The sequence below is a fragment of the Buttiauxella cochleicola genome (genome assembly GCF_021282435.1).
Classification (GTDB): domain Bacteria; phylum Pseudomonadota; class Gammaproteobacteria; order Enterobacterales; family Enterobacteriaceae; genus Buttiauxella; species Buttiauxella massiliensis.
The window spans coordinates 237,026-261,297 of sequence record NZ_JAJSOT010000001.1 but is presented as its reverse complement, the minus strand read 5'-3'; the positions used below and the strand labels follow the sequence as shown (position 1 = coordinate 261,297).

Below are 24,272 nucleotides of genomic sequence, written 5' to 3'. Positions count from 1 at the left end.
AGCTATACTTTTAGTTTACATCTAAGTCTGGGGAAACGGCAGTCTTCCCGGTATTTTAAAGGATTATCTGACGTGAGCTTCAATTTTTTAACATCAGGCCTACCTCTTCAGGACCTGGTGTTTGGCGCTTCTATCTATTTCCCTCCTCTTTTTAAAGCGGTTATCGTCGGCTTTTTTATCTGGCTAATTTTGCATCATCTGCTGCGTGACTGGATGTACTCCGGCGAGATCTGGCATCCAACGTTAATGGATTTGTCATTATTCTCGCTGTCAGTTAGTGCAGCCCTTGTAATTCTGGTGGTGTGGTAAAGCATGAATATGAAAACAATAAAGTACTTTTCCACGCTAGTGATTTTCGCGGCAGCCCTCATTGTTGGCTGGCTGTTATGGAATTATTACATGCAATCCCCCTGGACGCGAGACGGGAAAGTCCGTGCGGAGCAAGTCAGCATCACGCCGCAGGTGTCCGGAACGATAACTCAGCTGAATATCGAAGATAACCAGTTCGTCAAAGCGGGAACCATTCTCTTCACCATTGACTCTACGCCCTACCACATCGCGCAGCTCAATGCCCAAGCGCAATTAGCTCAGTCTCAGTCAGAATTATCAAAAGCCAGCAATGAAGCGAATCGCCGCAAAAATCTGCCGCGTAACTACATTTCCGCAGAAGATATGGACACGGCAAATATTAATGTCAAAGCCGCGCAAGCTGCTGTAAAAGCCGCTGAAGCTACTGTTGAACAGGCGAAATGGCAGATCTCTCAAACAACAGTTACCGCACCTGTTGATGGCTGGGTAACCAATCTGTCAACACGTACTGGTAATTATGCGACCGCAGGACAGCCCGTATTTGCGCTGGTCGACAGTCATTCTTTCTATGTTGTAGGTTATTTTGAAGAAACCAAACTGCGCCATATTCAACCCGGTGATCTAGCAGAAATTGTTCTCTATAGCGGGCATGTACCGTTATCAGGCAAAGTGCAAAGTATTGGCCGTGCCATTTATGACCAAAGTGTTGAAAGCGATAGCGATCTGGTGGCGGATATCAAACCCAATGTGCCGTGGGTGCGCCTTGCTCAGCGTGTGCCGGTACGCATTCAGCTAAACCAAATCCCGCAAGGTATTACACTGGTTTCCGGTACCACCTGCACCGTTTCAATCAAACACTGAATCCAGCGATGAAACTCTCGTCACTGGCATGGAAAAATACGCCCTGGGGAAAAGCAAACGCCGGGCAATGGCGCTATGCCCTGCGTAATGCCATTGCGATGTGCCTCGCATTAACCATCGCTTACTACCTGGATTTAGATGAACCTTATTGGGCGATGACCTCCGCGGCGGTCGTCAGTTTCCCCACTGTCGGTGGCGTGGTCAGTAAAAGTCTCGGACGAGTCGCCGGTAGCCTGATTGGCGCAATGGCCTCTTTGATTATTGCGGGAAACACACTCAACGACCCCTGGTTGTTTACCTTTGCGATGGCATCCTGGCTCGCACTGTGCACATGGAGCTCCAGCCATTTCCAGAACAACGTAGCCTATGCTTTTATGCTGGCAGGCTACACCGCTGCGATCATCGCTTTCCCGATGGTCAATACCGTCGAAACAACCCAGCTTTGGGACATCACTCAGGCGCGTGTTTGTGAGGTAATTGTCGGAATTTTGTGTGGTGGATTTATGATGATGGTACTGCCCAGTACCTCAGATGGCACCACCCTTCTTAGTGCGTTGCGAAATATGCATGCCCGGTTGTTAGAGCATGCATCAATGTTATGGAAACCAGAAACCACAGATGCCATTCGTACTGCACACGAAGGTGTTATTGGGCAGATTCTAACCATGAATCTATTGAGAATTCAGGCGTTCTGGAGCCATTACCGCTTTCGCCGCCAGAATAATTTGCTCAATTATTTAATCCATCAACAATTACGTCTGACCAGCGTAATCTCAAGCCTTAGACGCATGCTAATGAACTGGCCAAATCCCCCGGAAAACCTGTGGCCGGTTCTTGAAGCATTGATTAATGAACTGGCGCGGGAAGGCACCCATAAATATACCGTCGCCCGGCTGTTGCAACAGATTGCCCCTGGGCCCGAAGCTGATTACCGTCATCAGGCATTCTGGCTGCGTTTACGGTATTTCTGTTGGTTGTATCTGAACAGTAGCCGCTGGTTGCGTGAACTAGAAAATGCCACCCCGGTTTCAGAGCTCACTCCGCCCAAAACGCCGCCGCTGGCACGTCACACCGATAATACCGAAGCATTGTGGAGCGCGTTACGTACCTTTTGCGTGATAACCGTAACCGGAGCATGGTGCATTAACACTCAATGGGACGCCGGGAGTGGCGCGTTGTCGTTGGCGGCGATAAGTTGCGTGCTCTATTCGTCGGTCGCCTCACCGCTTAACTCACTTACGCTACTGATGCGCACCCTGCTATGGCTGTCATTATTCAGCTTCCTGGTCAAATTTGGCCTGATGGTACAGATTACCGATTTGTGGCAATTCCTGGTTTTCCTGCTGCCGTTGCTGGCGACAATGCAACTGCTGAAACTGCAACAACCTAAGTTTGCCGGGCTGTGGGGGCAATTAATTGTTTTTATGGGGTCATTTATCGCCGTCACTAATCCACCGGTTTATGACTTAGCTGACTTCCTCAATGACAATCTGGCAAAAGTCATTGGTGTAGGTCTTTCCTGGGTTGCGTTTTCTGTGCTTCGCCCGGGCTCCGACACACGCAAAGGCCGCCGTCATATTCGTGCCTTACGGCGCGGTTTTGTCGATCAGTTAAGCCGTAAGCCGCAACACTCTGAGAACCAGTTCGAATCGCTGGTTTATCACCACATCAGCCAATTGAGTAACAGTAAAGATGACGTGGCGCGCCGCTGGTTGCTGCGCTGGGGAGTGGTATTACTCAATTGTTCTCATGTTGTTTGGCAATTACGAGTATGGGAAACACGTTCCGACCCGCTCTCACAAGTGCGCGATGTGTGTATTCATACCTTGAGGGACATCATGAGCGAGCGCGGAGTACAACAACGCTCGTTAGCAGCCACGTTACAGGAATTGCAGCGAATGTCTGAGACGCTCGCACATCATCACAATCCGGCAGCACGAGAGCTTGCGGGAATTATCTGGCGGCTCTACTGCTCACTTTCACAGCTGGAACAGGCGCCACCTGCCGGAACTCTGGCAGGTAGCCACTGATTTTATTGAATGACACCGCAAGCGTAACGTGCTCCACCACCACCAAGTGGTTTAGGTTGATCGGACATATTATCGCCGTCAACATGCACCATCAGCGCTTTGCCTTTTACTTCATCAAGTGTTTTCAGGCGAGGTGCGGTGACCGGTTCGGTAGCGCTTCCATCATTATCGACCACAAGTACAGGCAAATCACCCAGGTGCCCAACACCCATCGGCCCCATGTGTTTCCCAGTGTGATCAGGATCCAAGTGGCCACCAGCAGCCTCTGCAGCTGAAGGTTTTCCAGCTTTCATTGCAGGTTCACAGCTGCTATTGGTGTGAACATGAAAACCATGTTCGCCTGGAGGAAGGGTTCTAAGATCGGGTGCAAAGACCAGCCCTTTGTCGGTTTCGGTGATTTTCACGGTACCAAGAGAATGGCCAATCCCTTTAGGCGTGACGAGATTCATTTGAACTTCGGTGCTCGCAGCCTGAACAGCCGCACAGCTAAACAGCGTTAAAAAAGCCAGACTTATTCGCTTCATATTAACTCCCGGATTCACGTTCAACCTGTTAAGCATAGGTCAGACAAGTTGAATCCTCCGGGAGATAACTGTTTTTGTGGGTTATGGCACGTCGTAACCCAATGCCGCTTTACGGATACGGAACCACTGCTGGCGGCTCATATCGAGGCTTAAGGAGTGAATCGCTGAACGCACGCGTTCAATTTTACCGGAACCGATGATTGGCAATGGTTTAGACGGCAATCTCATCACCCACGCGTAAACTACCTGTTCAATAGTTTCCGCACCGATTTCATTTGCGACGGCTTGTAGCTCATCACGCAGCGGCTGGAACGCCTCGTCGTTAAACAGGCTACCACCACCCAGACATGACCATGCCATCGGGTGAATGCGCAACTGTTGGCATTGGTCCAGCGTACCGTCGAGAATAGCAGGCTGATGTACTGGGGAGATTTCTACCTGATTGGTCGCAAGCGTGAAAGGCAAACGTGATTGCAACAAAGCAAACTGCGCAGGTGTAAAGTTCGACACGCCAAAGTGACGCACTTTTCCACTCTGATGCAGCGAAGTGAAGGCTTCTGCAACTTCATCAGCATCCATCAAAGGATCAGGTCGGTGGATCAACAGAAGATCGAGATAATCGGTTGCCAGATTCTCAAGCGATTTTTCAGTCTGACTGATGATGTGTGATTTATCGGTAATGTAGTGACCCAAGGCGTGGTCCGGGTTTGCCGTGGTGGCAATACCACACTTGGTGACAATTTCCATTTTCTGACGCAAATGTGGCGCCAGGCGCATCGCTTCGCCAAATGCCGCTTCGCACTGATAACCGCCATAGATATCGGCGTGATCGGCAGTAGTAATTCCTAAATCGACATGCTCTTCAATAAAGCTGGCTAGCTGAGGCGCGGACATGTTCCACTCCATCAAACGCCAATACCCCATGACCAGGCGTGAAAATTCTGGGCCCTGCGGGGAAATCGTAATGCGCTGTACCATAAAGCCTGTCCTCAGTAGTAAACGAATTCTGCGACTGAGTATAACGGCATCAAGGAATTAAAAAAGTGAGGGTTGTTGCGGTTCTTCAGGGGAATCAGGCTTGTTTGCGCGTAATTTGCGCATCAATCTCTGGCGACATAACCGAAGCACGTCTTGTTTTTGCCCATCGCTTAATTGCTGCCACTGAAATCGTTCATCACGGCTGCGCATACAGCCACGGCAAAAACCGCGTTCATCTGACTGGCAGATCCCACGACACGGGCTTTGAATCGGGAAAAATTCTAACTGTTCAGACACCCTCACACCTCTTTCGTAGCATTGCTTCAATTGAAGTCCGACAAATAAAATGTTGCAAGCGGTGCGGTAAATATTCTTAGTGCTTGTCCCGCAAACAAAGATATGAATGAATTTTTTGAAACTAAGGTTCACCTAATCTTTATTTATTAGTCTATGCGCATTCTTTATGATCTTTTATGGCTGTTATGGAATCCCTGAAAAAGTTACAGTGTAACGATTCTAAGTTTAATATTTGCTGTGCACTCTTCTTCACTTTAATAAATTTCTTGTTCATAAAACGCACTTGGGAAATCATTGCTCCAGTTTCCTTCCATAGCTGGCTCTTCGCAATTTCTGTACCAGTGGTGTTATTCAGCGCCTGGTTGACTATTTTCAGCATGATTAACCTGCCGTGGTTGCGTAAGCCTGTGCTGGTGATACTGATAATTGGCTGTGCTGCCAGTAACTATTTTATGTACACCTACGGCGCCGTCATCGACAAAAACATGATGACGAACGTTTTTGAAACCGACTCCCAGGAAGCTGTAGCACTGGTTACACCACAGTTGCTTATTTGGCTCAGCCTTGCGGGCATCGTGCCTGCGCTCATCCTTGCATCAATCAAAATCAAACCTTCACGTTGGTGGTATACCCTCCTGACTCGATTGGTAGGCGTCTTAGCTGGCCTGCTGATCATTATTCTTGTCGCATCCGTATTCTATAAAGACTACGCCTCACTGTTCCGTAACAACAAAGGCGTGGTGAAAATGGTGACACCTGCCAACTACATTAGCGCGATAAGCCGCTACAGCTTGACTCGCTGGTTTGCCGGCGATCAAACGCTGGTAAAAATTGGTGAAGATGCGAAAAAAGGCACCTTGATTAGCCAACAGAAAAAGAAAACCGTTGTTGTCTTTGTTGTGGGGGAAGCCTCGCGCGCTGAAAACTATTCACTGAATGGTTACACTCGTGATACCAATCCGGAACTGAAAAAACGCGACGTTATTTATTTCCCTAATGCATCATCTTGCGGTACCGAAACGGCTGTTTCCGTTCCATGCATGTTCTCTAATATGCCACGCAAAAATTACGATGCATCGTTGGCTCGTCACCAGGAAGGGTTGCTTGATGTCATGGCACATGCAGGAATCAATCTGCTATGGCGTGATAATGATGGCGGTTGTAAAGGGGCTTGTGACCGTATCCCGCATACCGATATGACCCAATGGAATTTAGACGCGTTGTGCAAAGACAAATCCTGCTGGGATGACGCGATTTTGCATCGTTTTGGTAACGTGTTGGATGGTTTGCAGCAAGATTCCGTCATTGTATTGCACCTGATGGGTAGCCATGGCCCGGCCTACTATCGCCGCTACCCGGATAAATTCCGCAAGTTCACACCAACGTGTGACAGTAACCAGATTCAGGACTGCGATCGCCAGTCGCTCATCAATACCTATGACAACACCATTTTGTATACCGACGATATTGTTAGCCGCACCATCGATGAATTGAACGCACATGGCGACAAATTCAATACCGCACTGGTCTATCTTTCCGACCACGGTGAATCACTGGGTGAAAACGGTATTTATTTGCATGGCACGCCATATATGCTGGCCCCTTCACAGCAAACGCACATTCCGTTCCTGTTCTGGCTATCGAAAGATTACCAACAAAATTTTGCCGTCAATGCTGATTGCCTGGCAAAGAAAGCTGCTGCTGAACAAGTTTCTCAGGATAATATTTTCTCAACGCTGCTGGGAATGATGGATATTAAAACCTCAGAATATCAATCTGATATGGATATTATTGCCACATGCCGTAAAGCCTGACCCTTCAGGCGGCAGGAAAATTCTGCCGCCTGAGCCTTGCCTTAGACCGACTGGTCTATTACAGTATTCCCCATGAACAGACATCCTGAACATGACACTCGTGAACACCTCCTTGCTACCGGCGAGCAGCTTTGTCTGCAACGTGGGTTTACTGGCATGGGATTGAGCGAGCTGTTAAGCACAGCTGAAGTACCGAAAGGCTCGTTTTATCATTACTTTCGGTCAAAAGAAGCATTTGGCGTGGCGATGCTTGAGCGTTACTACACTGCTTATAACCTGCGATTACAGCAGCACTTTTCCCACGATAGCGGTAATTATCGAGAAAAATTGCTGGCCTGGTACCAGGAAACGGTGACATGGTTTTGCCAGCACGGCAGCTTGATCAGTTGTTTAACGGTAAAGCTTTCGGCTGAAGTGTGTGATCTTTCAGAAGATATGCGCGCGGCCCTGAACAAAGGTGCCGCACAAATTGTCTCCCAGATTGCTGATGCACTGGAAAAAGGTGATGCCGAATCAAGCTTGAAATTAACCGGCTCAGCGTTAAGCCAGGCCCAGGTAATTTATGCTTTGTGGCTAGGAGCAAGTCTTCAGGCGAAGATTTCACGTAGCGCGGTACCGCTAGAATGCGCCCTCGCCCACGTAACTCAATTATTAGCGGAGTCTGTCTCCTGACAGGCTTTTTATTTAATCAAACAGTAGACGACCGGTCTATTAGAGGCGTTTTATATGTCAGCAGATAAATTATTTACTCCACTGAAAGTCGGCGCGATTACCACGCCTAACCGTATCTTTATGGCACCATTAACCCGCCTGCGTAGCATTGTGCCTGGCGATATTCCAACGCCATTGATGGGTGAGTACTACCGTCAGCGTGCAAGTTCTGGGTTAATTATCAGCGAAGCAACGCAAATTTCAGCGCAAGCTAAAGGCTATGAAGGTGCTCCTGGTCTGCATAGCGATGAGCAAATCGCAGCATGGAAGAAAATTACCGCAGGCGTTCACGCCGCAGACGGTCGTATTGCAGTACAGCTGTGGCATACCGGCCGTATCTCCCACACCAGTATTCAGCCAGACCAGCAAGCACCGGTTGCGCCATCTGCAATTTCTGCCGGAACGCGCACCTCATTACGTGATGAAAATGGCCATGCCATTCGCGTCGATACCTCAATGCCACGTGCTCTTGAGCTTAATGAAATCCCAGGTATTGTGAATGACTTCCGCCAGGCTGTAGGTAATGCACGTGATGCTGGCTTTGATATGGTCGAATTACACTCTGCACACGGTTACTTACTGCATCAATTCCTGTCACCAACATCTAACCATCGTACCGATGAATACGGTGGCAGCCGCGAAAACCGCGCACGTCTGGTATTAGAAGTGGTTGATGCTGCACGCAAAGAGTGGAGTGCCGATCGCATCGGTATTCGCGTCTCACCAATCGGTTCTTTCCAGAATGTTGATAACGGCCCGAACGAAGAAGCTGATGCACTGTATCTGATTGAAGAATTGAACAAACGTGGCATCGCGTATCTGCACATGTCTGAACCAGACTGGGCTGGTGGTCAACCTTATACCGAAGAGTTCCGTCAGAAAGTACGTGACCGCTTTAACGGTGTGATCATCGGTGCTGGTGCTTACACGCCAGAAAAAGCCGAAACATTAATCGAGAAAGGCCTAATCGACGCAGTAGCCTTTGGCCGTGACTATATTGCTAACCCGGATCTGGTTGAACGCCTGCATCACAATGCAGAACTCAACGCCCAGCGCCCTGAAACTTTCTATGGTGGTGGTGCAGAAGGTTATACCGACTACCCGACTTTATAGACCCCTCTCATTGATAGCGGCGCTAGTTCGCCGCTATACTTACCTCACATTTAGAAATTAACCCTTTAATTCTAAGAGGATTTTGTAAATATGCGCTTACTTCACACCATGCTGCGTGTCGGCGATCTGCAACGCTCCATCGAATTTTACACTAACGTGCTGGGCATGACTCTGCTGCGTACCAGTGAAAACCCTGAATACAAATACTCTCTGGCATTCGTTGGCTACGGCCCGGAAACCGAAGAAGCGGTTATCGAACTGACCTATAACTGGGGCACCGATAGCTACGATTTAGGCAATGCTTATGGTCACATCGCTCTGAGCGTTGATGACGCGGCTGAAGCCTGCGAACGTATTCGTAAAAACGGTGGCAATGTCACCCGTGAAGCTGGCCCGGTAAAAGGCGGCTCCACCGTTATCGCTTTTGTTGAAGATCCAGACGGCTACAAAATTGAGCTGATCGAAAGCAAAGACGCAGGTAAAGGGTTGGGTAATTAATATCCTGTTACGGGTGCTCTCTGCGCCCGTTAGCTTCCCTTGTTAAAATTTGCCATAATGCGCGCTGCTTTTTCCCCGTATTAAGAGATCCTGATGTCTGACAACACGCAACTGCATAGCCTGTGCGACCGTTTTCGTGGTTTTTATCCGGTAGTCATTGACGTTGAAACCGCCGGGTTTAACGCTAAAACCGATGCTTTACTTGAAGTCGCAGCCATCACTTTAAAGATGGATCAAGACGGCTGGTTATCGATTGACGAAACCCTGCATTTCCATGTTGAACCTTTTGAAGGCGCAATTCTTCAACCTGAAGCGCTGGCCTTTAATGGTATCGACCCGCATAACCCTTTGCGTGGTGCAGTGAGTGAATATGACGCGCTGCACGCAATTTTTAAAATGGTGCGCAAAGGCATTAAAGACAGCGGTTGTAACCGCGCGATCATGGTCGCCCATAATGCGACATTCGATCACAGCTTTATGATGGCAGCGGCAGAACGTGCTTCATTAAAACGTAACCCGTTCCATCCATTTGTGACCTTTGACACTGCCGCACTAAGCGGGTTAGCACTGGGCCAGACGGTGCTCGCCAAAGCATGTATCGCCGCTGGCATGCCATTTGACAGCAGCCAGGCGCACTCGGCTCTATATGATACTGAGCAAACCGCCGAGCTTTTTTGCGAAATCGTTAACCGTTGGAAACGTTTAGGCGGCTGGCCTTTACCGCTGCCAGCGGACCCCGAATCCTGAGCATAAAAAAAGCGACTTTGATAAGTCGCTTTTTTATTTCTGGCAATTACTTAGTCCAGTTTCAAATTACTCTGCGTCTGGCTCTTCAGATTTGTGTTTGGCAGCAGATTCTTTAATCAGTGTCTGCAACTCGCCACGCTGATACATCTCAATAATGATGTCGCAGCCGCCAACCAGTTCACCATCAACCCACAGCTGCGGGAAAGTAGGCCAGTTAGCGTATTTTGGCAGCTCAGCACGGATGTCTGGGTTCTGTAAAATATCAACGTACGCGAAACGCTCACCACAAGCGGATAGCGCCTGCACAGCCTGGGCGGAGAAGCCACAGCTAGGCAGTTTCGGAGAACCTTTCATATAAAGAAGAATTGGGTTCTCAGTAATCTGTTGTTGGATTTTTTCAATAGTGCTCATTGCTTGCTTCCTCAAACCAAGTACTGGCATTAGTCTGCCATTGTAGCGATTGACGCCCTCTCCAGAAAACACCATTTTTTAAAGGGTTTTTCTGTCATACGCGATGGAGGGACAACATGTATTAAGAATAACACTTTTCCCGCCACTGAAAATCAGCAAATGACCCTATGCCTGATCAATAAATAGCCTTACAACCATTAGTTTGGTTAATTTTTTTGCGTCCGGTAACGAAACAGCAAGGCGAATAGTAAAAGGTTATTAACTTTATCGTGGTTAATAGATTAGAATCGGCGGGTTTCGCAAAATCATACACGGGCATGATGGTTTTTCTCATGCATTCATTTTCACCAGGGGATTGTCGAGTGGCGCGGATAACAAAAATTTCTATCACGCTCTGTGCTCTGCTATTTACCTTGCCGTATACACCATTGACGCAGGCGTCTGAGCACGCTCGTCCCGTGGCTGCGCAAAAAGCGCACGTTGTGAAAAGCACAACGAAGAGCACAGAAAAGAGCAGTAAGAGTAAAACCACCACCGCCAGCAAAAAAAGCACCACCTCAGTCAAAACAGCCAGCAAGAAAAAAGAAGCAACTGCCGCAAAAAGTAAAACTGCCAAAAATGCCAGCAGCGCTAAAACAAAGAATCTTGCAAAAAACTCCCGCAATAAAACCTCTAAGCTCGCAAAAGCTCAGCCTGTTACTTTCACCGAAAAATGCAGCAAGCCACGTAAAGGCCATAAAGCGCATTGTGTAAAAGTTAAATCAGAGCAGCCAACGACGATTGCTGCGGCGCATAAAGTCCGTGTGCAAAAAGCACAAAAAACGGCAATGAATAAATTGATGGGCCAGATTGGTAAACCGTATCGTTGGGGTGGCACCTCGCCGGTTACCGGTTTCGATTGTAGTGGTCTGGTTTACTACGCATACAAAGATTTAGTGAAGTTCCGTATTCCTCGTACCGCTAATGAGATGTATCACCTGCGTGATGCCTCATCTGTAGATCGTGGGGAATTGGAAACTGGCGATTTGGTCTTCTTCCGCACCCAAGGTCGAGGCACCGCTGACCATGTTGGCGTGTACGTGGGCAACGGTAAATTTATTCAGTCACCGCGTACCGGGCAGGATATCCAGATCACCTCATTGAGCGAAGACTACTGGCAGCGCCACTATGTCGGTGCCAAACGCGTTATGACCCCTAAAACCATTCGTTAAACACTCTTATTAGAAAACCTACGCCTGCCCTTCCCTGGGCAGGTGAGTTCCCTCTTTTGCTTATCCTTTCAATTTGTTACCCTAAACCCGCACTAAAAGTGATGTTTAACAATAGATACCCAAATTAATTCGAGTTGCATCGCAGCCAACAAAGATGCGGCTCGAAGTATGAAGGGTAATAAGGAGTCAGCAATGTCGTTCGAACTACCTGCACTACCATATGCAAAAGATGCTTTAGCACCGCATATCTCCGCCGAAACTCTGGAATACCATTACGGTAAACACCATCAAACCTATGTCACTAACCTGAACAATCTGGTTAAGGGCACCGCGTTTGAAGGTAAAACTCTCGAAGAGATCGTTCGTACTTCCGAAGGTGGCGTGTTTAACAACGCAGCTCAGGTTTGGAACCACACCTTCTATTGGAATTGCCTGGCACCAAATGCAGGCGGTGAACCAACTGGAGAGCTTCTGGAAGCCATTAATAAGTCGTTTGGGAGCTTTGCTGAGTTTAAACAGCAGTTCACTGATGCGGCTATTAAAAACTTTGGCGCTGGCTGGACCTGGCTTGTCAAACAAGAAGATGGCGCTCTGGCGATTGTCTCTACCTCAAACGCGGGTACCCCATTAACAACAGCGGCAACACCGTTATTGACTGTGGATGTGTGGGAACATGCGTACTACATCGACTACCGCAATGCTCGTGCTGGCTATCTTGAGCATTTCTGGGCGTTGGTGAACTGGGAGTTTGTTGCTAAGAATCTGGCAGCATAAAACCTAAAAGATATGGGCCGCGATTGCGGCCCATTTTAATCAGAGCGATGTATCAGTGCAGTACGGCGGTTAACGCGCCACACACAATCAGTGCCAAAACAACAACCGTGGTCATGATTGAAAATTTCAGATCGGTACTCATTAGCAAACTCCTTTTATTACCCTACAATCGGTGTGTCGGATTGATTTTCCCACAATCAGACATAAAAATCCCCCTGGTTTTAACCTGATATCGCTTTTCCCTCTTTCACTTTTCTCCAGGATAGGCCAAAATCCCACGCTAATTTGTTGCGTACCATCTATTCAACGCCCTCCTCCCGTTTTATGTCGCAATCCCGGCATACCTGCAACCTTAACGTTGCCTCAGGAGTTAGCGTACGCAAACGTTTAACACATTGGTTATCAGGGGTTTACGATATGGCCCGGAGTGAAATTTAATGGCGACAATCAAGGACGTAGCGAAGCTCGCAAACGTTTCCACTACAACCGTATCACATGTGATTAACAAGACCCGTTTTGTGGCGGAAGAAACACGCAATGCGGTCTGGGCAGCAATTAAACAATTGCATTATTCGCCTAGCGCCGTCGCACGTAGCTTGAAAGTTAATCACACCAAAACGATTGGTTTGCTAGCCACTTCTAGCGAAGCACCCTATTTTGCCGAGATAATCGAAGCTGTCGAAAATAGCTGCTTTGAAAAAGGCTACACCCTGATTTTGGGTAATGCGCACAATAATTTCGAAAAACAGCGCGCCTATTTATCCATGATGGCGCAAAAACGCGTCGATGGGCTGTTGGTGATGTGTTCTGAATACCCGGAATCATTACTCACAATGCTTGAAGAGTATCGTCACATCCCAATGGTTGTGATGGACTGGGGCGAAGCCCGCGCGGATTTCACCGACTCCGTTGTCGATAATGCCTTCCACGGTGGCTATCTGGCTGGCCGTTATTTGATTGAGCGTGGTCACCGCGAAATTGGTGCAATTCCCGGTCAAATGGAACGTAATACCGGTGGCGGCCGCCATGCTGGTTTTATGAAAGCGCTGGAAGAAGCTGGTATCGCTATTCCTGAGAACTGGATTGTGCAGGGTGACTTTGAACCTGAGTCAGGCTACCGCGCCATGCAGCAGATAATTGGCCAGTCTCATCGCCCTACCGCGGTATTCTGCGGCGGTGACATTATGGCGATGGGCGCAATTTGTGCTGCTGATGAAATGGGTTTACGCGTGCCGCAAGATATTTCCATTATCGGCTACGACAACGTGCGTAACGCGCGTTACTTCTCACCGGCACTGACCACCATTCATCAGCCGAAGGATTCACTGGGTGAAACAGCATTCAATATGCTGCTGGATAGAATCGTCAATAAACGCGAAGAGTCGCAGTCGATTGAAGTACATCCACGCTTAATTGAACGCCGTTCAGTGGCAGATGGTCCATTCCGCGATTATCGTCGCTAAAAACAGTCAATGGAGCCTGCCTAAGCAGGCTCCTGCAACCACTCCTGATTCATCGTCTCGCTATCCCCCAAATACTCCAACAGCCAGGCCAAAGCTGGCGAAGCATCATTTTGCCGCCATGTCAGGCAACATGCCGCGTCCGGGAATGGGTTATCGAGCGTCAGCTCACTCCACTGCCCCGAAGCTAACCACGGCTTTGCTATATGCAGTGGCACCATACCAATACATAAACCCGCGCTAAGACAATCAGAGCCAGATTCCCAGTCTGGAACCACAACTCGACGCTGGTTATCCAAAAGCCAGGTAATGCGCTTCGGTAGCGAGCGGGAGGTATCTTCCAGTACTAACGACGGCCAGGCTCGTAGATCATCATCACTTAAGGTTCTGCCCTGCTGTGCCAGCGGGTGATTTGATGACACCACACAGCGCCAACTCAACGTCCCCATATCGCGGAACGCATAACGCCCCCCGACGGGAATAGCTTGTGTCGCACCAATCGCGACTTCAACTCGCCCATCAGCCAGCGCATCCCACACGCCGTTAAACACTTCCTGGAAGATACGCAGTTCGATATCCGGAAAATGACGATAAAAATCCAACACTAACTGACGTGTTCGTTCAGGTTTAACGATGTTATCGACTGCAATCGCCAGGTGCCCGCGCCATCCATTTGCGATCTGTTGACACTGCTGCCGTGTCGTCATCATTTTTTTGATAACAGAACGGCCTTCTTTCAGGAAAAAGACGCCAGCGGGGGTTAATTCAACATCACGATGGCGACGTTCGAATAACGGAACCGCTAACCAATCCTCCAGTTGCCGTACCGTATAACTGATAGCTGACGGCACGCGGTGCAACTCTTGTGCTGCACCACTGAAGCTGCCATTGCGCGCTACCGCATCTATCACTTCCAGCGAATATTCTGACCACATTTCTCTGCTCACAAATTTTTTGAACGCAACCTACAAATATTAGCGTTTCACAAGCCTATTTGCACTCCGTACACTCTCGCAGCGATCAACCTGCAAGATAAAACAAGAGAAAATTATGCAACCATCAAAAGGATTTCTTATCTGGCTGGCTGGATTAAGTGTTCTGGGATTCCTTGCCACAGACATGTATCTGCCTGCTTTCGCAGCCATTCAGCAAGATTTACAGACCGATGCCTCCGCAGTCAGTGCGAGCCTGAGCCTGTTCCTTGCGGGCTTTGCGTTTGCCCAGTTAATGTGGGGGCCGCTGTCAGATCATTTCGGACGTAAACCAGTTTTGCTGGCCGGTCTAAGTCTGTTCGCCGTCGGTTGTATTGGAATGTTGTGGGTAGAAAGTGCCACTGCTCTGCTGGTGCTGCGCTTCGTTCAGGCCGTTGGTGTTTGTTCTGCCGCGGTAAGCTGGCAGGCACTGGTGACCGATTACTACCCGGCAAACCGCGCAAATCGCATTTTTGCAACGATTATGCCGCTGGTTGGTCTGTCTCCGGCACTGGCTCCACTGTTAGGTAGCTGGATTTTGACCCACTTTGACTGGCAGGCGATTTTCGCCACACTGTTTGCCATCACGCTGGTGCTGATGATACCAACTCTGCGCCTGAAACCACGTACCCAGCATCATCCGCAAACAGAAGACAATAAAGTCAGCTTTATGTCGTTACTGCGCTCTCGTGTGTATAGCGGCAACGTGCTGATTTACGCAGCCTGCTCTGCCAGCTTCTTTGCCTGGCTGACTGGCTCTCCGTTTATTCTGAACGATATGGGTTACAGCCCGGCGGCGATTGGCCTGAGCTATGTGCCGCAAACTATCGCCTTCCTGATTGGTGGTTACGGCTGCCGTAGCGCACTGCAAAAATGGCAAGGCAAGCAAATGCTGCCGTGGTTGCTGGCGTTATATACGTTGAGCATTTTCGGCACCTGGGCGGTTGCGGTAAGCGGCCACGCCACACTCACGTTATTGCTGATTCCGTTCTGTGTAATGGCGATTGCCAACGGTGCGATTTACCCAATCGTGGTTGCTTCCGCACTGTTGCCTTTCCCGCAAGCCACGGGTAAAGCCGCTGCGCTGCAAAACACGCTGCAATTGGGCCTGTGCTTCCTGGCAAGTTTGATGGTGTCGTGGTTGGTCGCTACACCACTGCTTACAACCACCAGTGTCATGTTGGTAACAATTGTTCTGGCCATGCTGGGTTATCTGCTTCAGCGTCGTAAAAATGCCGAGGTCTGGCAACCGGCTGAATCGGATGCACATTAAGATTAATATGGCTCAGCCTCAACATGGTTAGCATGCTAAGAATATGTGATTGAATCACCGCTTAAGCGAGCCTATACTCATAAACGGCTCAACAAATAACACCATAATAATCATATTAAAACGGGAGCCAATAGGTTCCCGTTTTTGTTTTACAGCTGTTTTTTTGGGGCGCTAAGCCCCCTTTCTCTGTTCTACGTCGGATATCAGGCACACGGAATTTTCCGTGACATTTCTCACATGCCCAAAATAGCGTCTACGCTGTTTTAAGGTTCCTCTCACATTGGTGATGGAGAAGCTATGAGTTCATCGTGTATAGAAGAAGTCAGAATAAGAAATAACCCGTGGTATCGGATTGTGAACGATATGCTCACGCGTGCAGGGGTAGAAATTAATGGCCCACGCCCCTTCGATATACAGGTTAAGCATCCCGATTTTTTTAAGCGTGTTCTGCAAGAGGGTACACTGGGTCTTGGTGAAAGCTATATGGACGGCTGGTGGGACTGCGAACGACTGGATATTTTTTTCCATAACGCCATTCGCGCCGGACTTGAGCGGCAACTCCCCCACCATTTAAAAGACACGCTACGTGTAGCCGCCGCGCGCTTGGTTAATCTGCAATCCAAAAAACGCGCGTGGATAGTCGGTAAAGAACATTATGATCTGGGCAATGACTTATTTAGCCGCATGCTTGATGAACATATGCAATATTCCTGCGGTTATTGGAAAGACGCTACCACGCTAAGTGATGCACAAAACGCCAAGCTTAAAATGATTTGCGATAAGCTTCATCTTGAGCCAGGAATGACGTTACTTGATATTGGTTGCGGCTGGGGTGGTCTGGCAGAATTTGCTGCCCGGAATTACGGCGTGGCCGTTCATGGTGTAACCATCTCCGCCGAACAACAAAAACTGGCGCAAGAGCGTTGTGCCGGGCTTAACGTTAATATTGCGCTGCAAGATTATCGCGAACTGGATATGCAATTTGACCGCATTGTTTCTGTCGGCATGTTCGAACATGTTGGGCCGAAAAACTATGCCACCTATTTTAATGTTGCCGACCGCAATCTAAAACCTGACGGTATTTTCCTGCTACATACCATTGGCTCGAATAAAACCTTTAACGGTGTTGACCCATGGATAGACAAGTACATTTTCCCTAATGGCTGTCTGCCGTCAGTGCGCCAGATTGCCGATGCAAGTGAAGGTCATTTTGTGATGGAAGATTGGCATAACTTTGGTGCCGACTACGACAAAACATTGATGGCCTGGCATGAACGCTTCAATAACTTTTGGCCGGAAATTGCAGATAACTATTCAGAACGATTCAAACGCATGTTTAGTTATTATCTGAATGCTTGTGCCGGTGCCTTCCGTGCACGTGATATCCAGCTCTGGCAAGTCGTCTTCACTCGTGGCGTCGAAAACGGTTTACGGGTTCCGCACTGATTTCCACCCCGGCAACGCCGGGGTAAACTCAATCCTCGCAAGCATGTAGCATTTTCTTAACAAAATGTGAGTCCCTTCACGTTTCCTGCGCTCCTTTCTTCACGAGTTTGATCCCGTTAACACTTATCTCTTTATTCATTGGAAACCGGTTTCCATCTTGTTTCACAATCACCCTACTTCCCAAAAACAATAGCAAGGATACCGCCATGAGCATGTACCAAAAAATGGTCAATGTGATTGAGCAAAAAGTCACGCCAATGGCAGGAGCAATGGGCTCTCAGCGCCATGTCATCGCCATTCGCGACGGTTTTATCTCCGCCCTTCCGTTTATGATTATCGGATCATTCTTGTTAGTGTTTATCTTCCCGCCGTTCTCGCCAGACAGCACCTGGGGCTTTGCCCGCTCGTGGCTTAACTTCTCGCAGACCTACCGCGAACAGTTAATGCTGCCGTTTAACCTCAGCATGGGCGTGATGACGTTCTTTATCTCCGTCGGTATCGGCGCAAGCCTCGGGAAGCACTATAAGCTCGACCCGATTATGACTGGCTTACTGGCGTTTATGGCCTTTTTACTGGTCGCCGCACCGTATAAAGACGGACAGATCTCAACGCAGTATTTCTCCGGCCAGGGCATTTTCACTGCGCTGATTACGGCGATTTACGCCAGCGAAATATACGCGTTATTAAAACGCCACAACATTACCATCCGTTTGCCGAAAGAAGTGCCGACAGGCGTTGCGCGCTCATTTGAAATTCTGATTCCGGTTGTGGTGATTGTTGCCACCCTGCACCCGCTGAATTTGTTTATTGAGTCCACCACTGGGATGATTATTCCCGAAGCAATCATGCATCTGCTGGCACCGTTAGTATCCGCATCCGACTCGCTGCCGGCGATTTTGATTTCCGTCTTTATTTGCCAGATTTTGTGGTTCGCTGGTATTCACGGCGCGCTTATTGTTACCGGGATTATGAACCCGTTCTGGATGGCGAACCTGTCAGCTAACCAGACTGCACTGGCTGCGGGCAATGTTCTGCCGCATATCTATTTGCAAGGTTTCTGGGACCACTACCTGTTGATTGGCGGCGTTGGCTCAACACTTCCATTAGCCTTCCTGCTATTGCGTAGCCGTGCGATTCACCTGCGTACCATTGGCAAAATGGGCGTGGTGCCTAGCTTCTTTAACATCAACGAACCCATTTTGTTCGGCACACCAATCATCATGAACCCAATGTTCTTCTTGCCGTTTACTTTGGTGCCAATGATTAACGCAACGCTTGCTTATATCGCGACAAAATTAGGTTGGGTTGCACAGGTTGTCTCTCTGACACCATGGACAACACCTGCGCCAATTGGTGCTTCATGGGCCGCAAACTGGGCGGTAAGTCCCGTAATCATGTGCCTGATTTGTATGGTCATGTCGGCTGTGATGTATTACCCATTCCTGAAAGCTTACGAACGCACCCTGCTGAAACAGGATGAAGAACGTAATACACAGGAAAATGACAGCCCGATTGCAGCAAACTGATATTTTTTATTGCCTGCCCGGATGGCAGGCACGTCAAACGAGGAACGAAAATGAAATACGTATTTCCTGATAATTTTTGGTGGGGCAGCGCCAGTTCAGCACCGCAAACTGAAGGTGAAACGCTCTCTTTTGGCAAGTCTGCCACCATTTGGGATCAGTGGTTTAAAGAACAACCAACCCGTTTCCATAACGGCGTAGGCCCTGCGGATACCTCCACGTTCTACAAGAATTGGAAACAGGACATCGCGCTGCTAAAAGAGCTGAACCATAATACTTTCCGTACCTCAATTTCCTGGGCACGCCTGATCCCTGAAGGGCGCGGCGCGGTAAATCAGGAAGCTGTGACCTTCTATAATCAGGTTATTGACGAGCTGCTGGCGCAAGGTATTAAGCCATTTATCAACCTGTTCCACTTTGATATGCCGATGGTAATGCAGCAGCAAGGCGGCTGGGAAAACCGTGACGTTGTCACGGCATATGCTGAATTTGCTAATGTTTGCTTTGACCTGTTTGGCGACCGCGTGAAGCATTGGTTTACGTTTAACGAGCCGGTAGTACCTGTCGAAGGGGGCTATCTGTACGATTTCCATTATCCGAACGTGGTGGATTTTAAACGCGCAGCCACTGTCGCTTATCACACCATGATCGCCCACTCTCTGGCGGTAAAGGCTTATCACGAGCGTAATGACGGCGGCGAAATCGGTATTATTCTCAACCTCACCCCTTCTTACCCACGTTCGCAAAACCCTGCGGATGTGAAAGCGGCGAACATCGCTGACCTGATGTTTAACCGCAGCTTCCTTGACCCTGCTTTGCGTGGTGAATATCCGCAAGAGTTGGTGGCCTTGTTGAAAGAGCATGGCCAGTTGCCTCAATGCCAGCCTGGCGATAAAGAGTTGTTGGCAGCAGGTGTCGTCGATTTACTCGGTATCAACTACTACCAGCCGCGCCGCATCAAATGCCGCGATTCACTGGTAAACCCTGACAGCCCGTTCATGCCGGAATGGTTCTTCGAATCCTACGAAATGCCAGGCCGCAAAATGAACCCGTATCGCGGCTGGGAAATCTACGAGCAAGGGATTTACGACATTCTCACCAACTTGCGTGAGAATTATGGCAACCCAAATTGCTATATTTCCGAGAATGGCATGGGCGTTGAGAACGAACAGCGCTTCGACGAAAACGGCCAGATTCAGGATGACTACCGCATTGATTTCGTGCGCGACCACCTGAAGTGGCTGCATAAAGGCATCAGCGAAGGCAGTAACTGCCTTGGTTATCACATGTGGACGTTTATTGATAACTGGTCCTGGTGCAACGCTTATAAAAACCGTTACGGTTTTGTCTCGTTAAATCTCGAGACTCAGCAACGCACCATCAAGAAAAGCGGCGAGTGGTATAAAGCAACCGCCGCAGAAAATGGCTTTAACGATCGTACGTAATCTCCGCATACGGGCCGCGAGGCCCGTTTCTGGCTGAGAAGCGGGAAACTCACACCATGTCGAATATTAATGATGTAGCACGCCTGGCGCAGGTTTCTAAAGCAACCGTTTCGCGTGTTTTAAGCGGCAGTCGCGGCGTGAAAGAAGAGAGTCGTCAGGCCGTTTTACGCGCGGCGGAAATACTTAACTACAAGCCGAATGCTATCGCTCAATCTTTGAGTTCCCAGTCAACTAATTGCATTGGCGTTATCTGCGCAACCGAACATATTCAGCAGTCAACTGGCTATCTGCAAGCTCTTGAGAAACAGCTTAATCAGCATCAGAAACATTTGCTGTTACGCTTTGCCAATGACCATGACAGTGTGGCGCAGGCGGCACAGGAACTTTCTAACGGGTTGTGCGACGCACTGGTCGTGGTGGGGGCTCGTTTTCCGTTACCGGAACTTGATGACGACATCATGTTGATTGATTGCCTGAGCGGTTCACATAACCTCAGTATTCAGTGTGACCATATTTTTGCTGCAGAAACGGCAGTGCATTATTTATGTAATCAAAAGCGGCGACAAATCGCTTTGATTAACTTTGCCAGTGGTGAAGCGGCAGCGCTCACACTTGAAGGTTATCATCAGGCGCTTCACAACCATGTCGTGCCCTTCAACCGCCAGTTGGTGATTGACGATGAATCATCGGTGCGCATTGCACTGCAACGCTTGATAAACCGTGGAGTGAAGTTTTCTGCACTGCTGGTCACCGATGATACGCAGGCGCAAGAAGCAGTAATGATGCTCAATCAATACCAGTTAAAAGTACCTGAACAGGTGATGGTGTTCAGTCTTGACGGCTCAACCCGAATGCCTGGTTCGAATGCTATTCCCGCCATTAAATATCCGCTGGAGAGTATTGCCCGTCGGGCAGTAGAGTTGTTGCTTGGTGAACGGCATACCAGTGATTTGGTGCGCGGAAGTTTGTTGATTGCTTAATACAGTCGGATGTCGCCTAAACGACATCCGACAAAAACCGTTTATCACGCCTTCGGTAGTAACGCATCCAAAGTCGCTTCACGCTGTGCGAGCACGCGCTCAACGGTATCTACAATTGCCTGGGTTTGCGGGTCAATTTCAATATTAATGCGATTGCCGAGTTTCTTGCTGCCAAGCGTGGTGCGCTCAAGCGTTTCTGGAATTAAATGCACGCAGAAACGCGATGCTGTAACTTCACCCACCGTCAGGCTAATACCATCAATGCCGATATATCCTTTATGCAGGATATATTTCATCAACGTTTTATCGCGCATTTTAAACCAGATTTGGCGGTTATTTTCTGAAGTCAAAATTTTCGCCACTTCGGCGGTGGTCATAATATGACCGGACATGAGGTGCCCGCCGATTTCATCATTAAATTTGGCAGCGCGTTCAACGTTGACACTGTCGCCCACCACTAGCTCGCCGAGGTTGGTGATGCGCAGCGTCTCTTTCATAAGATCAAAGCTGACGTGGTTGCCATTGATTTCTGTGACCGTCAAACAACAGCCGTTGTGCGCAACCGACGCCCCTGTTTCAAGGCCGGGTAACATCGCGTCGGGCATTTCAATGACGTGCGTACGGAAGTTAGGTTTCTCATCAATGGAGACCAGGGTCGCAGTGCCCTGCACAATACCTGTAAACATCGTAATGCTCCTGGTAATTAAATGGTATTGAACATACCCGTTAGCATTCGAGTTACAGGTAGGCGGCCAGGGAGCAAATCCGCAGGAGCTTACTTGAGTAAGTGACTGGGGTTTGTGAGTGCAGCCAACACCCCTGTAGCTCGAAGGATGACGGGTATAATAGATAACGCAACACTTTAACAGTTGGAAAAAATGCTTACCAGCTATCCGCACTACCCCACCATTATTTGGCTGGCGTATTCGTTTTCAGCCGCTACAATAGTCAGGCTAATTCCCCTGCGATTCCTATTTTTCTGCCATTTCTGGCGGTCTTGCTGTCTTTCTAATAACTAAAAATATTCAGGTGTTCAAATGCAGAAGTACATAGTTGAAGCCCGCCAGTTACTCGCACTGGCGATACCCGTGATCCTCGCGCAGATTGCACAAACCTCAATGGGTTTTGTCGATACCGTGATGGCCGGTGGCTACAGCGCAACCGATATGGCCGCTGTGGCAATCGGTACATCCATCTGGCTACCCGCCATTCTCTTTGGTCATGGCTTGTTAATGGCGCTGACGCCAACCGTCGCGCAACTCAACGGTTCAGGCCGTCGTGAGCGCATTGCTCACCAGATTCGCCAGGGCTTCTGGTTGGCGGGATTTGTCTCGGCGCTGATCATGATTGTCCTGTGGAATGCGGGCCATATTATTCATGCGATGAAAAATATCGACCCGGAACTTGCTGATAAAGCCGTGGGTTATTTACGTGCGCTGCTGTGGGGCGTTCCGGGTTATTTGTTCTTCCAGGTTGCCCGTAACCAATGCGAAGGACTGGCAAAAACCAAACCCGGTATGGTGATGGGCTTTATTGGTCTGTTGGTCAATATTCCGGTCAACTACATCTTTATTTATGGCCACTTTGGCATGCCAGAACTCGGCGGTGTCGGTTGCGGTGTAGCAACAGCTGCGGTGTATTGGGTAATGTTTTTCTTCATGATTTCTTATGTGCGAAAAGCCCGCTCAATGCGCGATTTGAAATTGCCGAAAGGCTTTATCAAGCCCGACTGGAAAGTTATATATCGCCTTACCCAACTGGGTCTGCCGATTGCCCTGGCTCTGTTCTTTGAAGTGACACTGTTTGCGGTCGTCGCACTGCTGGTCGCGCCGCTGGGGATTGTTGACGTTGCAGGTCACCAGATAGCCCTGAACTTCAGCTCGCTGATGTTCGTTTTGCCAATGTCACTTTCAGCGGCAGTCACTATCCGCGTGGGGTTCCGTCTGGGCCAGGGTTCAACACTCGATGCGCAAACCGCAGCGTGGACAGGCATTGGTGTTGGTATGTGCATGGCAACCCTCACGGCTATCTTCACCATCGTGATGCGTGAGCACATCGCCCTGCTCTACAACAGCAATCCGGAAGTTGTCGCGCTGGCGGCACACCTGATGTTACTGGCGGCAGTTTACCAGCTTTCCGATTCCGTGCAGGTTATCGGCAGCGGTGTGCTACGTGGTTATAAAGATACACGCTCCATTTTCTTTATAACGTTTATCGCCTACTGGGTGCTGGGATTGCCAAGCGGCTATATTCTTGCACTCACCGATTGGGTTGTAGAACCGATGGGACCAGCAGGATTCTGGACCGGCTTTATCATCGGTCTGACGTCTGCTGCGATTATGATGATGCTGCGGATGCGTTGGTTGCAACGTCAGCCTTCAATCACTATTTTGCAGCGCGCCGCACGATAAACTTGAATAGCCGCCGTTTTGGCGGCTATTTTTCCAGCGGGTTGTGCAGATGCGCAGCAAACGAGTGAAATATGGAAGAAAATTGTGGTTTAACGCTTGCAAGGCTCGGGGGCTGCCGCTAATATTCGTCCCCGTTGTCACAGACAACACAGTGCGTCCGTAGCTCAGTTGGTTAGAGCACTACCTTGACATGGTAGGGGTCGGTGGTTCGAGTCCACTCGGACGCACCATTCTAAGTTTTACCGCAACAAACAGTGCGTCCGTAGCTCAGTTGGTTAGAGCACCACCTTGACATGGTGGGGGTCGGTGGTTCGAGTCCACTCGGACGCACCATTCATAAAGAAACATTCAAAGCTTCATCTCTCCGGTCATAAAATCTTAACTAATCCAGCTATATTTCGACTATTCAACTCAATTCCTATTAAAACTCTTTTCTTAGTATCTCTGATTTTTGTTGCTTACCAGGGCAATGAAGACAATGTGTT

The 24,272-nt window shown here is 49.0% G+C and carries 24 protein-coding genes and 2 tRNA genes; 19 read left to right on the top strand and 7 right to left on the bottom strand.

All coding sequences use genetic code 11. The annotated features are described in order from the left end of the window. The first annotated feature begins 72 nt into the window (after window positions 1–72). From LVQ77_RS01160 to LVQ77_RS01150, 3 genes are read left to right on the top strand one after another with little or no spacing between them, the layout of a single operon-like run. Window positions 73–309 carry a DUF1656 domain-containing protein gene (locus LVQ77_RS01160; RefSeq protein ID WP_034455380.1) on the top strand — a complete coding sequence of 79 codons (237 nt, stop codon included), beginning with the start codon at window positions 73–75 and terminating at the stop codon, window positions 307–309. Between the two features lie 3 nt (window positions 310–312). After that, window positions 313–1,170, top strand: a complete 858-nt coding sequence (locus LVQ77_RS01155) for an efflux RND transporter periplasmic adaptor subunit (protein ID WP_232863555.1) — start codon at window positions 313–315, stop codon at window positions 1,168–1,170. 8 nt (window positions 1,171–1,178) lie between these two features. Further along, window positions 1,179–3,200: an FUSC family protein gene (locus LVQ77_RS01150; RefSeq protein WP_232903443.1), complete on the top strand. Its 2,022-nt coding sequence runs from the start codon at window positions 1,179–1,181 to the stop codon at window positions 3,198–3,200. A gap of 2 nt (window positions 3,201–3,202) precedes the next feature. Here LVQ77_RS01150 and sodC read toward each other — a convergent pair whose 3' ends face one another. From sodC to LVQ77_RS01135, 3 genes are all read right to left on the bottom strand, one after another. Further along, window positions 3,203–3,724, bottom strand: a complete 522-nt coding sequence (gene sodC / locus LVQ77_RS01145) for a superoxide dismutase [Cu-Zn] SodC (protein WP_232903442.1) — start codon at window positions 3,722–3,724, stop codon at window positions 3,203–3,205. 81 nt (window positions 3,725–3,805) lie between these two features. Beyond that, the gene (locus LVQ77_RS01140; protein ID WP_232903441.1) at window positions 3,806–4,702 is read right to left on the bottom strand and encodes an aldo/keto reductase; all 897 of its coding nucleotides are present in this window, start codon (window positions 4,700–4,702) and stop codon (window positions 3,806–3,808) included. A gap of 57 nt (window positions 4,703–4,759) precedes the next feature. Continuing rightward, the gene (locus LVQ77_RS01135; protein WP_232863552.1) at window positions 4,760–4,999 is read right to left on the bottom strand and encodes a DUF1289 domain-containing protein; all 240 of its coding nucleotides are present in this window, start codon (window positions 4,997–4,999) and stop codon (window positions 4,760–4,762) included. Between the two features lie 185 nt (window positions 5,000–5,184). On the opposite strand from LVQ77_RS01135, the gene eptA reads away from it, so the two are divergent. The 5 genes from eptA (at window position 5,185) to rnt (ending at window position 9,882) form a co-directional block, all read left to right on the top strand. Further along, window positions 5,185–6,813 (top strand): phosphoethanolamine transferase EptA, encoded by a 1,629-nt coding sequence (gene eptA, locus LVQ77_RS01130; RefSeq protein WP_232903928.1) that lies wholly within the window; start codon window positions 5,185–5,187, stop codon window positions 6,811–6,813. A 72-nt stretch (window positions 6,814–6,885) separates the two neighbouring features. Then, complete coding sequence (locus LVQ77_RS01125; RefSeq protein WP_232863551.1) at window positions 6,886–7,485, top strand: TetR/AcrR family transcriptional regulator; 600 nt, start codon at window positions 6,886–6,888, stop codon at window positions 7,483–7,485. Between the two features lie 54 nt (window positions 7,486–7,539). Continuing rightward, entirely contained in the window at window positions 7,540–8,637 is a 1,098-nt protein-coding gene (locus LVQ77_RS01120) for an alkene reductase (protein WP_232903440.1), read from the top strand. Between the two features lie 90 nt (window positions 8,638–8,727). Continuing rightward, window positions 8,728–9,135, top strand: coding sequence for a lactoylglutathione lyase (gene gloA, locus LVQ77_RS01115; protein ID WP_064511763.1), 408 nt, complete (start codon window positions 8,728–8,730; stop codon window positions 9,133–9,135). Between the two features lie 93 nt (window positions 9,136–9,228). Next, complete coding sequence (gene rnt / locus LVQ77_RS01110; protein ID WP_151995854.1) at window positions 9,229–9,882, top strand: ribonuclease T; 654 nt, start codon at window positions 9,229–9,231, stop codon at window positions 9,880–9,882. A gap of 66 nt (window positions 9,883–9,948) precedes the next feature. Here the strand turns inward: rnt and LVQ77_RS01105 are convergent, their stop codons facing one another. Beyond that, window positions 9,949–10,293 carry a Grx4 family monothiol glutaredoxin gene (locus tag LVQ77_RS01105; RefSeq protein WP_232863549.1) on the bottom strand — a complete coding sequence of 115 codons (345 nt, stop codon included), beginning with the start codon at window positions 10,291–10,293 and terminating at the stop codon, window positions 9,949–9,951. Between the two features lie 362 nt (window positions 10,294–10,655). Here LVQ77_RS01105 and LVQ77_RS01100 point away from each other — a divergent pair, with 362 nt between their 5' ends. Beyond that, window positions 10,656–11,504: a C40 family peptidase gene (locus LVQ77_RS01100; protein WP_232863548.1), complete on the top strand. Its 849-nt coding sequence runs from the start codon at window positions 10,656–10,658 to the stop codon at window positions 11,502–11,504. 192 nt (window positions 11,505–11,696) lie between these two features. Then, window positions 11,697–12,278 (top strand): superoxide dismutase [Fe], encoded by a 582-nt coding sequence (sodB, locus tag LVQ77_RS01095; RefSeq protein ID WP_034455367.1) that lies wholly within the window; start codon window positions 11,697–11,699, stop codon window positions 12,276–12,278. 52 nt (window positions 12,279–12,330) lie between these two features. Here sodB and cydH read toward each other — a convergent pair whose 3' ends face one another. Then, a complete protein-coding gene (cydH, locus tag LVQ77_RS01090) occupies window positions 12,331–12,420 on the bottom strand; it encodes a cytochrome bd-I oxidase subunit CydH (protein ID WP_034455366.1) in 90 nt (29 codons plus the stop codon). 295 nt (window positions 12,421–12,715) lie between these two features. Here cydH and purR point away from each other — a divergent pair, with 295 nt between their 5' ends. Continuing rightward, window positions 12,716–13,741 carry an HTH-type transcriptional repressor PurR gene (gene purR, locus LVQ77_RS01085; RefSeq protein ID WP_154148953.1) on the top strand — a complete coding sequence of 342 codons (1,026 nt, stop codon included), beginning with the start codon at window positions 12,716–12,718 and terminating at the stop codon, window positions 13,739–13,741. A 20-nt stretch (window positions 13,742–13,761) separates the two neighbouring features. Here the strand turns inward: purR and punR are convergent, their stop codons facing one another. Continuing rightward, complete coding sequence (gene punR, locus LVQ77_RS01080; protein ID WP_232903439.1) at window positions 13,762–14,673, bottom strand: DNA-binding transcriptional activator PunR; 912 nt, start codon at window positions 14,671–14,673, stop codon at window positions 13,762–13,764. Between the two features lie 115 nt (window positions 14,674–14,788). Between punR and punC the strand changes: the two genes are divergently transcribed. The 5 genes from punC (at window position 14,789) to LVQ77_RS01055 (ending at window position 21,376) form a co-directional block, all read left to right on the top strand. After that, window positions 14,789–15,982: a purine nucleoside transporter PunC gene (gene punC / locus LVQ77_RS01075; protein ID WP_232903438.1), complete on the top strand. Its 1,194-nt coding sequence runs from the start codon at window positions 14,789–14,791 to the stop codon at window positions 15,980–15,982. Between the two features lie 297 nt (window positions 15,983–16,279). Beyond that, window positions 16,280–17,428, top strand: coding sequence for a cyclopropane fatty acyl phospholipid synthase (gene cfa, locus LVQ77_RS01070; protein ID WP_232863545.1), 1,149 nt, complete (start codon window positions 16,280–16,282; stop codon window positions 17,426–17,428). Window positions 17,429–17,634: 206 nt separating this feature from the next. Beyond that, complete coding sequence (locus LVQ77_RS01065) at window positions 17,635–18,954, top strand: PTS sugar transporter subunit IIC (RefSeq protein ID WP_232863544.1); 1,320 nt, start codon at window positions 17,635–17,637, stop codon at window positions 18,952–18,954. Window positions 18,955–19,004: 50 nt separating this feature from the next. Further along, window positions 19,005–20,396, top strand: a complete 1,392-nt coding sequence (gene gmuD / locus LVQ77_RS01060) for a 6-phospho-beta-glucosidase GmuD (protein ID WP_232903437.1) — start codon at window positions 19,005–19,007, stop codon at window positions 20,394–20,396. A gap of 56 nt (window positions 20,397–20,452) precedes the next feature. Next, window positions 20,453–21,376: a LacI family DNA-binding transcriptional regulator gene (locus LVQ77_RS01055; RefSeq protein WP_232903436.1), complete on the top strand. Its 924-nt coding sequence runs from the start codon at window positions 20,453–20,455 to the stop codon at window positions 21,374–21,376. 44 nt (window positions 21,377–21,420) lie between these two features. Here the strand turns inward: LVQ77_RS01055 and LVQ77_RS01050 are convergent, their stop codons facing one another. Beyond that, entirely contained in the window at window positions 21,421–22,062 is a 642-nt protein-coding gene (locus LVQ77_RS01050) for a riboflavin synthase (protein WP_064511775.1), read from the bottom strand. Between the two features lie 351 nt (window positions 22,063–22,413). Here LVQ77_RS01050 and mdtK point away from each other — a divergent pair, with 351 nt between their 5' ends. The 3 genes from mdtK to LVQ77_RS01035 all read left to right on the top strand — a co-directional run bounded on the left by mdtK (window position 22,414) and on the right by LVQ77_RS01035 (window position 24,120). After that, window positions 22,414–23,787: an MdtK family multidrug efflux MATE transporter gene (gene mdtK / locus LVQ77_RS01045; RefSeq protein ID WP_064511776.1), complete on the top strand. Its 1,374-nt coding sequence runs from the start codon at window positions 22,414–22,416 to the stop codon at window positions 23,785–23,787. A 153-nt stretch (window positions 23,788–23,940) separates the two neighbouring features. Then, window positions 23,941–24,017: transfer RNA gene (locus LVQ77_RS01040), tRNA-Val, on the top strand. A gap of 26 nt (window positions 24,018–24,043) precedes the next feature. Continuing rightward, window positions 24,044–24,120: transfer RNA gene (locus LVQ77_RS01035), tRNA-Val, on the top strand. Window positions 24,121–24,272: the final 152 nt, after the last annotated feature.